Below are 14675 nucleotides of genomic sequence, written 5' to 3'. Positions count from 1 at the left end.
ACCACGGTCACCTCGGCCGCGCCGAGCCGGGCCGCCGCGGCGAGGGCCGCCCGGGCGGTGCCACCCGCGCCCAGCACGGTGACCGTCGCCCCCACCGCCACCCCGGCGAGCACGTCGACCATGCCGGTGACGTCGGTGTTGTCGGCGTACCAGGCGCCGTCAGGTCGGCGTACCAGCGTGTTGGCGGCCCCGACGGCGGCGGCGACCGGCGAGACCTGGTCGGCCAGCGCGAGCGCCGCCTCCTTGCCCGGCATGGTCACCGACAGCCCGGCCCACTCCGGGCCGAGCCCGGCCACCAACCCGGGCAGCTCCTCGGCCCCGCACTCGATCCGGGTGTACGACCACCCGGTCAGCCCGGCCGCCGCGTACCCGGCGTTGTGGATCACCGGGGAGAGCGAGTGCGCGATCGGCCTGCCGACGACGGCGGCCCTCACGACGTGCAGTTCGATCCGGTCAGCACCTTGTTGTCGCACATGGTCCGGATCAGCTTCCGGAAGTCCGCGTCGTTGGAGCCGTAGCCCATCGTGCCCTTCTGGTCGATGGTCATGAAGTAGATCCAGTCACCGGGCGGCGGGTTCACCGCGCCTTTGAGCGCGTCCTCGCCGGGGTTGCTGATCGGGGTGATCGTCAACCCGTCGACGCCGTGCGTGCGGTACGGGTTCTTCGGGTCGTTGAGCTCGGACTGCTTGAGGACGTCTGAGTCCTTCGGGTCCTTGCCCTGCAGTCGCAGCCAGTAGTTGATCGCGCTGTCGATCTCCAGGCACTTGCAGTGGTACTTGTCGGTGTAGACCCGGTTGTAGATCACCCGGGCCACCTTCGGCAGGTCCACGTGGTTGACCGACTCGGCCTGCGCGATGGACGCGGTGATCAGCGCCTCGTACGGGGAGATCTTCCGCTCCTGCTGCGCCTTCTCGACGAAGTTCAGCTCCTGGGTGACGGTGAGGAACTGGTCCACCATCATCGACAGGATCTGCTCGGCGGTGGCCTTCGGCGGGATCTCGTAGGTCGCCGGGAAGAGGAAGCCCTCGATGCTCTTCGGGCCCTTCTTGCCGTCGCCGCGCGTGAACCAGTAGGCCGGCACGCCCAGCTTGACCGGATCCTTCGCGGCGGCCTTGAAGTCGGCGACCGGGATCTTGGTCTGCTTGGAGAGGATGTCGTAGATCGCCAGGCTGATGGTGCCCTCGGGGATGGTCACCCCGTTCACCACCCGGCTCTTCGGGTCGAGCAGCAGGTTCACCGCGTCGGCGGCCTTCATCTGCTTCCTGACCTTGTAGCGGCCGACCTGGATGTTCTTGCTGCGGGAGTTGGCGTCCGCGGCCTCGATGAACGCCTTGGTGCTCTTCACCACCCCGGCGTCGTAGAGGGAGTCACCGATGTCGGTGAGGGTGTCGCCGGCCTTCACCTCGACCAGCGCCTCACCGGAGCCGGGGCCGTCGTAGTCCGGGGTGACGAAGTGGTTGCGGATCCGGTCGAAGCCGACGTACGCGCCGCCGCCGATGCCGCCGAGCAGCACGAGGGCCATCAGCAGGGCGAAGACCGTCTTGCCCCGACCGCCCGACTTGCCGTTGCGCTTGGCCACGGCGCCGCGCCGGTGCCGGCCCTTCTCCCCCCTCTCCGCCTCGTCGAACCCCAGATCCAGATCGTCGATCATTACGTCCGCCTCCGCTGCGCGTCCAGCCAGCTCTGCAGAATCTCCACCGCGGCGGCCTGGTCGACCACCGCCCGTTGGCGTTTTCCCCGGACGCCACGTTCGGCCAGCCTACGACTCGCCACGACGGTCGACATCCTCTCGTCCGTCAGCGCCACCGGAACCGGCGCTATTACATCGGCCAGACGGGCAGCGTACGCCGAGACGTTCGTCGCGGCCGGACCGTGTTTGCCGGAAAGATTGACCGGAAGACCGACGATCACCTCGACGGCCTCGTGTTCCGCGATGAGGTCGACCAGCGCCGCCATGTCAGCGGGCACCGCGTCGGCGGCAGCGGTCAGGTCCCGGGCGAGGGTGACCAACGGGGTGGCCAGGATGCCGTGCGGGTCGGAGCGGGCAACGCCGACCCGAACCTGCCCGACGTCCACCCCGAGCCGGACCCCACGGGACAGCTCACCCATGATCGGACACCCCTCGGGACGGCTCAGGGCGGACCGGAATGGTCCGCCCTGGCCGCAGTCGGTGCGTCATCACGCCTCGGCGATCGCCTTCTCCACGGTGGCCAGCAGGTTCGGCGCCTCGGCCGCGGGCAGGCCACCACCCTGGGCGAGGTCGTCGCTGCCACCACCACGGCCGGAGAACGCCGCCTTGACCAGGTCCTTCGCGGTCAGGCCGCGCCCACGCGCGGCCTGGTTGACCGCCACCACCAGGGACGACTTGCCGTTGGCCCGGGCCGCCACGGCGACCACCGCCGGCCGGGCCGGGTCGATCCGGCCACGGATCTCCTGGGCCAGCGTCCGCACATCGTTGCCGGCCGCCCCCTCGGGCGCCTCGGTGCCGACGTACGCCACCCCGCGCACGTCCTTCGCCTGCGCGGCGAGCGCCGCCGCGCCGCCGAGCACCAGCTGGGCGCGCAGCTTCTCCAGCTCCTTCTCCGCGTCCCGCAGCTGGGTGACGGTCTGCTCCACCCGGTCGGCGACCTGGTCGCCGGGGACCCGGAACAGCTCGGCCAGCCGGGAGACCAGCAGGTGCTCGCGGGCCAGGAAGCCGAACGCGTCCATGCCGACGAGGGCCTCGATCCGGCGCACGCCGGAGCCGACCGAGGCCTCGGAGAGGATCTTCACCAGGCCGAGCTGCGCCGACCGGGCCACGTGCGTGCCGCCGCACAGCTCCCGGGCGTAGTCGCCGACCTCGACGACCCGGACCCGCTCGCCGTACTTCTCGCCGAACAGTGCCATCGCGCCGATCCGGCGGGCCTCCTCCTGGGTGGTGATGAAGGCGTGCACCTCCAGGTCGGCCAAAAGCACCTCGTTGACCTGCTGCTCCACGTCGTGCAGCACGCTCGGCGCCACGCCGGTGGGGGTGTTGAAGTCGAACCGCAGCCGGCCCGGCGCGTTCAGCGAACCCGCCTGGGTGGCCGACTCGCCGAGGAAGTTGCGCATGGTCTGGTGCACCAGGTGGGTTGCGGTGTGCGACCGGGAGATCGCCCGCCGCCGGGACACGTCGATCTCGGCGTACCCGGTCTCCCCGGCGCGCACCTCACCCCGGAGCACCCGGGCCCGGTGCACGATCAGCCCCGGCACCGGCTGCTGCACGTCGAAGACCTCGAGCTGGCCACCGCCGACCGTGATCAGGCCCTGGTCGGGCTGCTGGCCGCCGCCCTCGGCGTAGAACGGCGTGGTGTCGAGCACCAGCTCGATGGTGTCGCCCTCGACCGCCGCGCCCACCTCGGCGCCGCCGGCGAGCAGCGCCCGCACCCGCGACTCCCGGTTCAGCTCGGTGTAGCCGGTGAACTCCACCGGACCACCACCGTCGAGCACCGACCGGTACGCCGACACGTCCGTGTGCCCGGTCTTGCGCGCCTGCGCGTCCGCCTTCGCCCGGCTCCGCTGGTCGGCCATCAGCCGGCGGAAACCCTCCGCGTCGACCTGCAGCCCCTGCTCGGCCGCGATCTCCAGGGTCAGGTCGATCGGGAAGCCGTACGTGTCGTGCAGCTGGAACGCCTTGTCGCCGGAGATGGCCGGCTTGCCCGCCGACTTCGTCTCCGCGATCGCGGTGTCCAGGATCGTGGTGCCCGCGCGCAGCGTGGCGAGGAACGCGTCCTCCTCGGCGTACGCGTACTGGGAGATCCGGCCGAACTCGGCGGCCAGCTCCGGGTACGACGGGGACATGCAGTCCCGGGCCACCGGCAGCAGCTCGGGCAGCGCCCGGTCCTGGTAGCCGAGCAGCCGGACCGCGCGGATCGCCCGGCGCATGATCCGGCGCAGCACGTAGCCCCGGCCCTCGTTCGACGGGGTCACCCCGTCGCCGATCAGCATCAACGCGGTGCGCACATGGTCGGCGATCACCCGCAGCCGGACGTCGTCGGGGTGCGACTCGCTGGCCACATGGCCGGAGCGCGCGCCGTACCGCTTGCCGGTCAGCTCGGCGGCCCGGTCCAGGATCGGCCGGACCTCGTCGATCTCGTAGAGGTTGTCGACGCCCTGGAGGATGGAGGCCATCCGCTCCAGGCCCATGCCGGTGTCGATGTTCTTCGCCGGCAGCTCGCCGAGGATCGGGTAGTCCTCCTTGCCGGTGCCCGGACCGCGCTCGAACTGCATGAAGACGAGGTTCCAGAACTCCATGTAGCGGTCCTCGTCGACCGCCGGGCCGCCCTCGCGGCCGTACTCGGGGCCCCGGTCGTAGAACAGTTCGGAGCACGGGCCGCAGGGGCCGGGGATGCCCATCGACCAGAAGTTGTCCGCCCTGCCGCGGCGGACGATCCGCTCGGCGGGCACCCCGACGGACCGCCAGATCCTGGTCAGCGAGCCGCCGACCGCGCGCAGCACGTCGCCCACGCTGATCTGGTCGGCGGGGCGGGTCAGGGCGTAGCCGCCCTCGGTGCCCCGGTGGCTGTGGAGCAGCCCGGCCCGCCGCAGGTCGAGCAGGATGCCCTGGAGGAAGCTGAGCGGGATGTCCTGGCGCTCGGCCAGGCTCGCCGCCTTGACCAGCTCGCCGCCACCGTTGGCCGCGCCGTCGGGGGACCCGGCGGTGTCGGCGACGGCGAGCATGGCCCGGAGCGCGTAGTCGGCTCTCGCGGAGACGTACACGGGCTCAGTTGCCGGCCTGGTCCAGCACGCCCCAGCGGCGCCGGATCGCCTTGTCCGCGGCGCCGAACGCGGCGTCCACCAGGATGCCCACCACCAGGATGACGATCATGATCGCCATCAGCCGGGGCGCGTCGGAGAAGTCCCGCGCGTAGGTGAGCTGGGCGCCGATGGACGTCCTCTCGGCGATGACCACCAGCAGCTCGCCGGCCATCAGGCTGCGCCAGGCGAACGCCCACCCCTGCTTCAGTCCGGCCACGATGGCCGGCAACGCGGCGGGCGCGATGACGTACCGGTAGAGGTTGAGCCCGCGGGCGCCGATGTTGCGGCCGGCCCGGATCAGCAGCGGTGGCACGTAGTCGACGCCGTGGATGACGCCGTTGGCGACGGACGGCGCCGCGCCGAGCACCACCACGAAGAAGATCGCCTGCTCGGTGAGCCCGAAGAGCAGGATGGCCAGCGGGAACCAGGCGATCGAGGGCATGGTCTGCAGCGCGGTGATCATGGAGCCGAGCGCGGCCCGGAGCACCTTCACCCGGGCCACGGCCAGCCCGAGCACCAGGCCGACGGCGACGGCGGCGGCGAAGCCGACCGCGGCCCGCCGGCCGGTGGTGGCCAGACCGTCCCAGAACGCGGCGGTGAGCACATAGTGGCCCAGGTCCGCGCAGACCGTGGCCGGCGGGGAAAGCGCCCACTCGTCCTTCCAGCCGGTCCAGACCACGGCCTGCCAGAGCCCGATGGTCAGCGCCAGGGCGGCCAGCTTCGGCCAGGTCGCCGACCAGAACCGGCGTACCCGGGACGGTCCCTTCTCCCGGCCGGCAATCTCCAGCGCGTCCAGGCCGGAGATCTCCGCGTCGGTACGCGGAGCCCCGGCGAGCGTGTCACTGGCCATGGCGGCCCACCTCCGTACGCAGCCGGTCGGTGACCTCGGCGGCGATGTTCGCGATCTCGGGCGAGTCGATGCGTCGGGGCCGGGGCACGTCGACCGGGGTCGAATAGATGATCCGGCCGGGCCGGCTGGAGAGCAGGATGATCCGGTCGGCGAGCCGGGCGGCCTCGCGGACGTTGTGCGTCACGAAGAGCACGGTGAGCTTCCGCTCGGACCAGATCCGCTCCAGCTCGTCGTGCAGGATGTCCCGGGTCATCGCGTCGAGCGCGCCGAACGGCTCGTCCATCAGCAGCACCGGGGTGTCCAGGGCGAGGGTGCGGGCCAGCGCGACCCGCTGCCGCATGCCGCCGGAGAGCTGGTGCGGCCGCTTGCGGCCGAACTCGGACAGGTGGACCGTGCGCAGCAGCTCGGCGACCTTCGCGCGGCGTTCGGCCCGGGGCAGCCCGCGCAGCTTCAGCGGCACCTCGAGGTTGGCCTCGACGGTGAGCCAGGGAAAGAGCGCCGGCTCCTGGAACATCAGGCCCGAGTTGACCCCCTCGTCGAGGTCGATCCGCCCGCCGCTGGCCCGGTCCAGGCCGGCGACCAGGTTGAGCAGCGTGCTCTTGCCGCAGCCGGAGGCGCCGACCAGGCAGACGAACTCGCCGGGCGCGACGTCCAGCGACACCCCGTCCAGGGCCAGGACGGCGTTCTCGCCCTGGCCGTACACCTTGGTCACGCCGCGCAGCGCGACCGAGCCGGTCGCACTGCGCGGCGTCGTGGTGGTCGACGTCACGGCTGGCTGACCTCGGACTTGCCCTCGGCCTTCAGCACCTCGTTGAGGAACTTCAGGTCGTAGAGGCCGTTCAGGTCGACCGGCTGGGTCAGCTCGACGGCGACCGCGTGGTCCAGGCCGGCCTTCAGCGAGGAGGCGATCGGGTCGTTGGTGAACTCCAGGGTCGGCCACGCCTGCCTGATCAGCTTGACGTCCAGCGGCTTGCCGGTGATCTTGCCGATGTGGTCGGAGATGGCCTGCTGCGCCTCGTCCGGCTTGCTGTGGACGAACTCGTTCGCCGCGACCTGCCCCTCGACCAGCTTCTTCACCACGTCCGGATGGGCCTTGAGGAACTTGGTGCTGACGATCAGGTTGGTGATGACGAACTTCTTGTCCGGCCACAGGTCCCGCTCGTCGACCAGGACCTTGCCGCCGGCGTTGACCAGGCGGGAGACGAAGGGCTCCGGCACCCAGGCGCCGTCGATGGCGCCGCTGGCGAAGGTCTCCACCGTCTGCGCGTTCTCCTGCGGGACGACCTTGACGTCGCCGCCGCCCTGCTTGGTGGTCTTCAGGCCCTTGTCCTTGAGCCAGTAGCGCAGCGCCACGTCCTGGGTGTTGCCGAGCTGCGGGGTGGCGATCTTCTTGCCGCGCAGCTGCTCGACCGTGGTGATCTCCGGCTTGACCACCAGGGCCACGCCGCCGGAGGCGGCGCCGGAGACGACCCGGACGGCTTCGCCCTTGGACTTGGAGAAGGCGTTCACGGTCGGGTTCGGACCGATGTACGTGGCGTCGAGCGCGCCGGAGAAGATCGCCTCGATCGCGGCCGGCCCGGCGTTGAAGGTCTTCGTCTCCAGCGTGACGTCGCTGCCCAGCTTCTCGGCGAAGATGCCCTTCTGTACGCCGACCACGGCGGGGGCGTGGGTGATGTTGGGGAAGTAACCGAGCCGCAGGGTGACCGGGCCGGACTTGCCGGCGGCGCCGTCGCTGTCGTCGCCACAGGCGGCCGTGGCGCCCAAGGTGGCCGCGCCGACGACGGCGAGCGTGGCGAGGGAGACCAGCCGGCGGAAGGGGAGCCGTCTCATCATTGTCCAATCCACAGTATTCCTACTTAGTTGGTAGGAAGAGTGGGGCAGGTCGTGGCCGGCGTCAAGACCGATCCACGATCCGGGACGCCTCGCTCCGGCGTTCTCGGCAATTCCCACCCGTTCAGTGGACTTCGCGGCGCCGGTCGGGCCACCGGCGGGACCGCCGTCCGGGCCGCCGCCGGAATCCGCCCGGCACACTGCCCACAGCTGCGCCGAGGAGCCGGGTACGCGGGGGGCCGACGCGCTACTGTCGATCTCGTGCCGACGCGGAGAGCGAAGATTCCAGCGACGAAGTACCCGGTCGAGCGGTTCAGCCTCGACAACGGCCTGCGGGTGGTGCTCACCCCCGACCGCAGCGCCCCGGTGATCGGGGTGGCGGTGGTCTACGACGTCGGCATCCGCTCCGAACCCGAGGGACGCACCGGCTTCGCCCACCTCTTCGAGCACCTGATGTTCCAGGGCTCGGAGAACCTCGAGAAGCTGGCCCACTTCCGGCACGTCCAGGGCGCCGGGGGCACCTTCAACGGCTCCACCCACCTGGACTACACCGACTACTTCGAGACCCTGCCGAGCAACGCGCTGGAGCGCGCGCTGTTCCTGGAGGCCGACCGGATGCGCGGCCCCCGCCTGACCGAGGAGAACCTGCGCAACCAGGTCGACGTGGTCAAGGAGGAGATCCGGGTCAACGTGCTCAACCGCCCGTACGGCGGGTTCCCCTGGCTGACCCTGCCGCCGGTCATGTTCGACACCTTCCCCAACGCGCACGACGGGTACGGCTCCTTCGACGACCTGGAGTCGGCCACCGTCGCCGACGCGGCCGACTTCTTCCGCCGCTACTACGCCAGCGGCAACGCGGTCCTCGCGGTCAGCGGGGACGTCGACGTGGCCGAGGCGACCGAGCTGATCCAGCGGCACTTCGGGGACGTGCCGGCCCGGCCCGCCCCACGGCGCCCCGACTTCACCGAGCCCGACCTGACCGCCGAGCGGCGCGCGTCGTACCCCGACAAGCTGGCGCCGCTGCCGGCGGTGGCCGGGGCCTGGCGGGTGCCCGACCCGGTCGACGACTTCGCCGGCTACCTGCCCTACGTCGTGCTGGCCGAGGTGCTCACCGACGGAGACGCGTCCCGGCTGGTCGAGCGGCTGGTCCAGCGGGACCGGACGGTCACCAGCCTCGGCGGCTACCTGGGCTTCATGGGCGACCCGTTCGACGTACGCGACCCCACGGCCCTGCTGCTCCAGGCGCACCTGCCGCCCGGCGGCGACGTGGACAAGGTGCTGCGCACCATCGACGAGGAGCTGGACCGGCTGGCCACCGACGGGCTGACCGAGGGCGAACTGGCCCGTACCCAGGCGCGCATGGCCACCCACCTGCTGCGCGACACCGACGCGGTGCTCGGCCGGGCGCTGCGGATGGCCGTGCTGGAGCAGCAGCGCGGCGAGCCGGGCCTGCTCAACGAGCTGCCCCGGCTGGTCGGCGAGGTCACCGAGGAGCAGGTCCGCGCCGCCGCCGCCACCCTGCGGCCGGAGCGCCGCGCGTCCATCGAGGTCATCGCCGGAGGTGCCAGGTGAGCGCGAGGAGCGAGCCGGGGTTGCGAGCACCGCAGTCGCGAACGGAGGCGGGTCAGTGACGGCAACCGTGGAGACCGGGACGCGGCCGCTGCCGCCGCTCGGCCCGAACCGCAAGCTCAAGCTGCCCAAGCAGGCCGAGCGCACGCTCGCCAACGGGCTCACCGTGATCGCCGTACGCCGGCCGGCGGTGCCCCTGGTGGAGCTGCGGCTCTGGATGCCGTTCGGGCGCACCCACCTGGCCCGCGGCGCGATGCTCGCGGAGACCATCCTCTCCGGCACCGCGACGATGACCGCGAATCAGATCGCCGCCGAGCTGCAGCGGGTCGGCGGCGGGCTCTCCGCCGGGGTCGACCCGGACCGGCTGATGCTCTCCGGGGCCGGCCTGGTCACCGGGCTGGACCGGATGCTGGAGATCCTCGCCGACGTGCTGACCGGGGCCACCTACCCCGCGGAGTGGGTCGACACCGAGCGGGACCGGCTGGTCGACCGGATCCAGGTGGCGCAGAGCCAGCCCGCGCACCTGGCCCGTACCGCGCTGCTGAAGCGGATCTACGGCCGGCACCCCTACGCCGTCCAGACACCGGAGCCCGACCAGGTCCGCGCGGTCCGCCCGCCGGCCCTGCGCAAGCTGCACGCCGAGCGGGTGCACCCGGCCGGCGCGGTGCTGGTGCTGGTCGGCGACGTGCAGCCGGAACGCGCGGTGGACGCCGCCGAGCAGGCGCTCGGCGGTTGGCGCGGGGGCGGGCACCCCGCCGAGCTGCCGCCCGCCCCGCCGCTGGAGCCCGGTCCGCTGCTGCTGGTCGACCGCCCCGGCTCGGTGCAGTCGTCGCTTCGGCTCGCGCTGCCGGCGGTCCCGCGCACCCACCCCGACCACGCCGCGCTGCAGCTGGCCAACCTGGTCTTCGGCGGCTACTTCTCCTCCCGCTGGGTGGAGAACATTCGGGAGGACAAGGGCTACACGTACGGCCCGCACTCGCTGGTCGAGCACTCGGTGGCCGGATCGGTGCTGGTCGCCGGCGCCGAGGTGGCCACCGAGGTCACCGCCCCGGCGCTGCTGGAGACCATGTACGAGCTGGGCCGGCTGGCGTCGTTGCCGGTGCGGCCGGAGGAGCTGGAGCAGGCCCGCCAGTACGCCCTCGGCACACTCCAGCTCGGCATGTCCACCCAGGCCGGGCTCGCCTCGCTGACCAGCGCGTACGCCGGCAACGGGCTGCGCCTGGACTTCCTCGCCGAGCACGCCGCCCGGTTGGCGAAGGCGACCGTTGCGGACGTCGCCGAGGCCGGGGCGCGCTACCTGTCCCCGGCGAAGGCGGTCACCGTCGTGCTCGGTGACGCCGACCGGGTCGCCGGGGCGCTGTCCGCCCTCACCCCGGTGCGCACGGAGTCGGCGTGACCGGTGAGGCCGCCCCGCCGCTGGCCCGGTCCACCCTGGACCGGGCGGCGCACCGGCGTACCGACCCGGGCTGGCTCGCCGAGGCGTGGCAGCGGGCCCGGGTGCTGGTGCTGGACTCGACCGACGACGGCCGCGCGCTGGTCCGGGGCGAGGCGGCCCCGCCGGAGCTGGTGCTGCTCGACTCCGGCGAGCTGCCCGAGGTGCCCCGGTCGATGCCGATGTTCCTCGGCGTCGAGCCGGACGGGGTGCCGGTCTTCGCGGTGGACGCGCCGCTGCCGGCGCTGCCCGGTGCCCGGGCGGTCAACCTGCGCGAGGTGGGTCATCTGCTCGTCGACCGGGACGCGGGCATCTTCACCACTGCGCTCGCGCTGCTGAACTGGCACCTCCGGCACGGCTACTCGTCCTCGACCGGGCAGCCGACCCAGGTGGACGAGGCGGGCTGGTCGCGGATCGACCCGGACGGCGGCCGGGTGTGGCCGCGTACCGACCCGGCGATGATCGTGCTATTGCACGACGGGGTCGCCGGGCCGGAGGGGCGCTGCCTGCTCGGCAACAACGCCACCTGGCCGAGCACTCCCGGGCAGCGTCGCTTCTCCTGCCTCGCCGGGTACGTCGAGCCGGGGGAGTCGGCGGAGGCCGCCGTGCTGCGCGAGGTCCGCGAGGAGGTCGGCGTCGGGGTCGAGGAGATCGCGTACGCGGGCAGCCAGTCCTGGCCGTTCCCGGGCTCGCTGATGCTCGGCTACCTGGCCCGCGCCGACGCCGACGAGCCGGTACGCGTCGATCCGGCGGAGATCGCCCATGCCCGCTGGTTCACCCGGCGCGAGATCGGCGCCGCCCTGGCCGGGCGCCCGGTCGACGCGGGCGAGGGCAACCTGCTGGTCCTGCCGCCGCCCTCCTCGATCGCGCTCTTCCTGATCCACCGCTGGCTCGACGGCCACTGCTGACGCGGGGCCGGGCGCGGTCCCGGCCCGTGACCGTCGTTGCCGCGAGGGTCACGGGCCGGGAACACGGGCCGTCGTGGTCGGCTGGGGCAAGGAACACGGCGGGGGAAGCCGGTCCGGCCACGACGGACGTCAGGTGCGGGTCAGGTGCGCTCCCAGCGGTACGGCTGCCCGGGGTCGGGTTCGGCGAGGGGCACCACCTTGACCCGTTGCCGGCCGGAGCGGACCGCCCCGACGGTGGCCAGGGCCCGGGCCAGCACCAGCGCGGCCTCGCGGTCCTCGGCGTGCACGACCTGGCGGCGGGGTTCCGGTGTGGTGGTCTCGTCCCGCAGCCGGCCACCGCCGGCCCAGGCGGCCGCGATGTCGTTGTCGGCGGCGGTGCGGATGTCGGTGCGAACGATCAGGAACCGCATGGGTGTCCCCCGGACGGATCGCGACGGACGAGTACGCGCTGGAACTTCCACGTCACTCTTTCGTCATGTTACGCCCGGTGGTCGTCCCAGCAAGTGAAACTCGACGATCCCCGGCGGGGTAGACCGATCGGAGGACCCCTGGTCAGGACGGTCGTCGGCAGTGGACACGCGAGAGGGCCGCCGGCGCTGCGCCGACGGCCCCTCGGTCATCGGCGGATCAGTTCAGATCGAACTGTCCGTTCTTCGCGCCGGCGATGAAGCCGAGCCAGCCGGTCCGGTTGAACAGCAGCACCGGGCCACCCCGGTCCTTGCTGTCCCGCAGGGCGACGGCCGCCGGCCCGGTCCGCAGCGGGGCGACCTCCACGCAGTTGGAGGTCTGGCTGCGGGTGCTGGTGCGCCACGGCGCATCGGCGAGCTGCTGGGCGAGGCCGGCCGGGCTGTTGCGGATCTCGTTCATGGTCCTGCTCCTGCTCTGGAGTGCTCCGATGGGGGCGAGTGACGCCGCAGGCCGGACGGATCCGTCCCCTCGTGGGGTCACCGATCCGTCGTGAGGCGCCCCGAGTTCCGGCGGCGCTGGACCGGCGCCGTTGCCGGGCCGTACGCCGCCGTGGCCTCGGGTGCCGTGTCGGTCAGCCGCCCCGTCGCCTCGATGAGCCAGGAGAGGGTGTCCGATGCGGAGAGCGCCGCCGAGCATAGCCACTCGAACGCCACTTTATAGCGATTTAGGGCGTTTGCCTCGGTCGACATGACGTCGGTGAAGCCACCTTCGATCGCGAGCGTCTCCGGATCGAGCGGATCGGCGAACCGGTAGACCGAGAAGGCGGTCGGCGGGAGGTACCAGTCGGCGATCCGGGTGTCCCGCAGCAGCAGGTGCAGCGTGACGTTCGGCAGCATGGCCAGCTCGCAGAGGTGCACGATCTGCTCGTGCAGCACCTCGGGCGGCCCGGCTCGCCAGCCGAGGGCCGCGTCCTCCAGGACCGCGGTGTAGCGGGGCGCGTCGGGGGAGCGGGTCAGCAGCGACTGCCGGGCCTGCCGGGCGCGTACCTCGGTCTCCGGGTCCTCGCCGGTCTCCGGGTCGCCGGCCTGCTCGGCGACCTGGGCCGCGGAGATGATCCGGTGCCGGGCGTAACCCGGGGTCTGCAGCAGCCCGGGCACGATCACCGGGTTGTACTCCGAGATCTCCGCGCAGCCCGCCTCCAGCTCGGCGAAGCCGCGCTGCTGCTGGGTCATCACCGGGAAGTTGCGCAGCCAGCCGCGCATGTCGCCGGCCTCCTGGGTGATCCCCAGCAGCTCCTCGTGCAGTTCGTCCTCGGCCCCGTAGAGGGCGAGCAGGTCCCGGACGTCGTCCGGATCCGGGCGGCTGCGGCCGTTCTCCAGCCGGGACAACTTGGACGCGGAGGCCCAGCCGACCCGCTCGATGACCTGGTCCCCGGTGAGACCAGCTGCCTCGCGCAGCCGGCGCAACTCGGTGCCGAGCCTGCGCCGGCGCAGGATCGGGCTCGGTACGGCAGGAGGCACGATGTCCTCTTCTCCGTCGACCGCCGCAGGAGGCGACGGTAACTGTATGGAATTCGCCCCCCACGGCCAGTATGGACGGCGCGACCGGTGTCGGAGGTTCCGGCGAGGGCGTGTCTCGCGAGAAAAAGAGGACCGTGGAGAGGTGCCGGCCGCCCGACGACGGCGTCCCGGCCGGCGCCGCCCCCGACGCGCCCGCCCCCGGGCGCCGCCCCGCCGGAGGGAACGCATGCGCACCGTCCTGCGCCGCCCCGAATTCCGCCTGCTCTTCGCCGCCCTGCTGGCCAGCATGGCGGCCGAGTCGATCCTGCTGCTGGCCCTCGCCGTCTGGGTGAAGGAGCTGACCGGATCGGACGGGATGGCCGGCGCGACCATCTTCGCGATCATCGCGCCGATGACGCTGGCGCCGCTGGTTGGCTGGGTCGTCGACCGGTACCCCCGGCGGCCGTTCTTCGTGGCCGCCAACCTGGCCACGGCCGTGCTGCTCAGCCCGCTCTTCGCGGTCCGGGACCGGGCCGACGTCCGGATCATCTACGTGGTGGCCGCGCTGTACGGCCTGTCGTACATCACGCTCAGCGCGGTGCTCAGCGGGCTGATCCGGCAACTCGTGCCGAGCGAACTGCTGGCCGAGGCGAACGGGGTGCTGCAGACCGTGCGGCAGGGACTCCGGCTGGTCGGCCCGCTCGCCGGGGCCGGGCTGTACGCCGCCGTCGGCGGCTGGCTGCTGGTCACCCTCGCGATGACCGGTTTCCTGACCGCCGCCGCCGTGGTCGGCCTGCTGCGGGTCGCCGAGCTGCGCTGGCCGGCCGAACTGGGCGCCGGGCTGCGGCACCTGGCCGGCGAGCCCGCGCTGCGCCGGGCCCTGCTCGGGTACGGCCTGGGCTCGCTGGTGATGGGCTTCACCGAGTCGTTGATCTTCGCGTACGTGGACCAGGGGCTGCGCCGGGACGTCGCGTTCGTCGGCGTGCTGGTCACCGTGCAGGGGATCGGCGGGCTGGTCGGTGGGCTGCTCTCGGCGACCGCCGTCCGGCGGGTGGGTGAGGTGGGCGCGCTCGCCGCCGGGGTGACCTTCTTCGGCCCGGCCGCGCTGGCCCTGGCGTACCCGCGGCTCTGGCTCGGGGTGATGGCCCTGCTGCTGGTCGGGGTGTCGCTGCCGCTGACCATGGTCGGGCTGAACACGCTGATCCAGCGGCGTACCCCGGTGGGGTTGCTCGGCCGGGTGGCCGCGGCGTCCGAGGCCCTGGTCAGCGGCCCGCAGGCGGTCTCCATCGGGGCCGGCGCCCTGCTCGTGGGCGTGCTGGACTACCGCCTGCTCTTCGCCCTCGTCGGGGTGATCACCACCGCCGCGGGCGCTATCTCTGGCACGGCCGCCGTCTCACCCCACC

Annotated in this window: 11 protein-coding genes and 4 pseudogenes; 4 read left to right on the top strand and 11 right to left on the bottom strand. The window is 72.5% G+C overall.

Going from position 1 to position 14675, the window contains the following annotated elements; genetic code table 11:
* From JNW87_RS22355 to JNW87_RS22320, 8 genes and pseudogenes are all read right to left on the bottom strand, one after another.
* Nucleotides 1–434, bottom strand: a pseudogene (locus JNW87_RS22355) (shikimate dehydrogenase); the annotation flags it as partial.
* A complete protein-coding gene (gene mltG, locus JNW87_RS22350) occupies nt 431–1651 on the bottom strand; it encodes an endolytic transglycosylase MltG (protein WP_109802365.1) in 1221 nt (406 codons plus the stop codon). The pseudogene JNW87_RS22355 and the gene mltG, both read right to left, overlap by 4 nt.
* A complete protein-coding gene (ruvX, locus tag JNW87_RS22345; protein ID WP_109802366.1) occupies nt 1651–2109 on the bottom strand; it encodes a Holliday junction resolvase RuvX in 459 nt (152 codons plus the stop codon). Before ruvX ends, mltG begins: the two co-directional genes overlap by 1 nt.
* Nucleotides 2110–2178: 69 nt before the next feature.
* Nucleotides 2179–4446, bottom strand: a pseudogene (alaS, locus tag JNW87_RS22340) (alanine--tRNA ligase); the annotation flags it as partial.
* Nucleotides 4447–4461: 15 nt separating this feature from the next.
* Nucleotides 4462–4737 (bottom strand): annotated as a pseudogene (locus JNW87_RS22335) (RrF2 family transcriptional regulator); the annotation flags it as partial.
* Between the two features lie 4 nt (nt 4738–4741).
* Nucleotides 4742–5626 (bottom strand): ABC transporter permease, encoded by an 885-nt coding sequence (locus JNW87_RS22330; protein ID WP_109804801.1) that lies wholly within the window; start codon nt 5624–5626, stop codon nt 4742–4744.
* The gene (locus JNW87_RS22325) at nt 5616–6395 is read right to left on the bottom strand and encodes an ABC transporter ATP-binding protein (RefSeq protein ID WP_238454342.1); all 780 of its coding nucleotides are present in this window, start codon (nt 6393–6395) and stop codon (nt 5616–5618) included. Before JNW87_RS22325 ends, JNW87_RS22330 begins: the two co-directional genes overlap by 11 nt.
* Entirely contained in the window at nt 6392–7456 is a 1065-nt protein-coding gene (locus JNW87_RS22320) for an ABC transporter substrate-binding protein (protein WP_109804810.1), read from the bottom strand. Before JNW87_RS22320 ends, JNW87_RS22325 begins: the two co-directional genes overlap by 4 nt.
* A gap of 261 nt (nt 7457–7717) precedes the next feature.
* Here JNW87_RS22320 and JNW87_RS22315 point away from each other — a divergent pair, with 261 nt between their 5' ends.
* Genes JNW87_RS22315 through nudC form a run of 3 tightly spaced genes read left to right on the top strand, consistent with a single transcriptional unit; the run spans nt 7718 to nt 11365 of the window.
* Entirely contained in the window at nt 7718–9028 is a 1311-nt protein-coding gene (locus JNW87_RS22315) for a pitrilysin family protein (RefSeq protein WP_109804803.1), read from the top strand.
* Between the two features lie 55 nt (nt 9029–9083).
* Entirely contained in the window at nt 9084–10421 is a 1338-nt protein-coding gene (locus JNW87_RS22310; protein ID WP_109804804.1) for a pitrilysin family protein, read from the top strand.
* Nucleotides 10418–11365 (top strand): NAD(+) diphosphatase, encoded by a 948-nt coding sequence (gene nudC, locus JNW87_RS22305; RefSeq protein WP_109804805.1) that lies wholly within the window; start codon nt 10418–10420, stop codon nt 11363–11365. Before JNW87_RS22310 ends, nudC begins: the two co-directional genes overlap by 4 nt.
* Nucleotides 11366–11505: 140 nt before the next feature.
* Here the strand turns inward: nudC and JNW87_RS22300 are convergent, their stop codons facing one another.
* From JNW87_RS22300 to JNW87_RS22290, 3 genes are all read right to left on the bottom strand, one after another.
* Nucleotides 11506–11775: a hypothetical protein gene (locus tag JNW87_RS22300; protein ID WP_109804806.1), complete on the bottom strand. Its 270-nt coding sequence runs from the start codon at nt 11773–11775 to the stop codon at nt 11506–11508.
* Between the two features lie 217 nt (nt 11776–11992).
* A complete protein-coding gene (locus JNW87_RS22295) occupies nt 11993–12232 on the bottom strand; it encodes a DUF397 domain-containing protein (protein ID WP_109804807.1) in 240 nt (79 codons plus the stop codon).
* A 77-nt stretch (nt 12233–12309) separates the two neighbouring features.
* Nucleotides 12310–13293: a helix-turn-helix transcriptional regulator gene (locus JNW87_RS22290; protein WP_109804808.1), complete on the bottom strand. Its 984-nt coding sequence runs from the start codon at nt 13291–13293 to the stop codon at nt 12310–12312.
* Between the two features lie 226 nt (nt 13294–13519).
* Here JNW87_RS22290 and JNW87_RS22285 point away from each other — a divergent pair.
* Nucleotides 13520–14675 (top strand): annotated as a pseudogene (locus JNW87_RS22285) (MFS transporter); the annotation flags it as partial.

Source organism: Micromonospora sp. ATA51 (assembly GCF_016802855.1).
In the GTDB taxonomy this organism is placed as follows: Bacteria; Actinomycetota; Actinomycetes; order Mycobacteriales; family Micromonosporaceae; genus Micromonospora; species Micromonospora sicca.
Note: the sequence above shows the minus strand (reverse complement) of the source record. Positions and strands in the feature narration are given on the sequence as shown.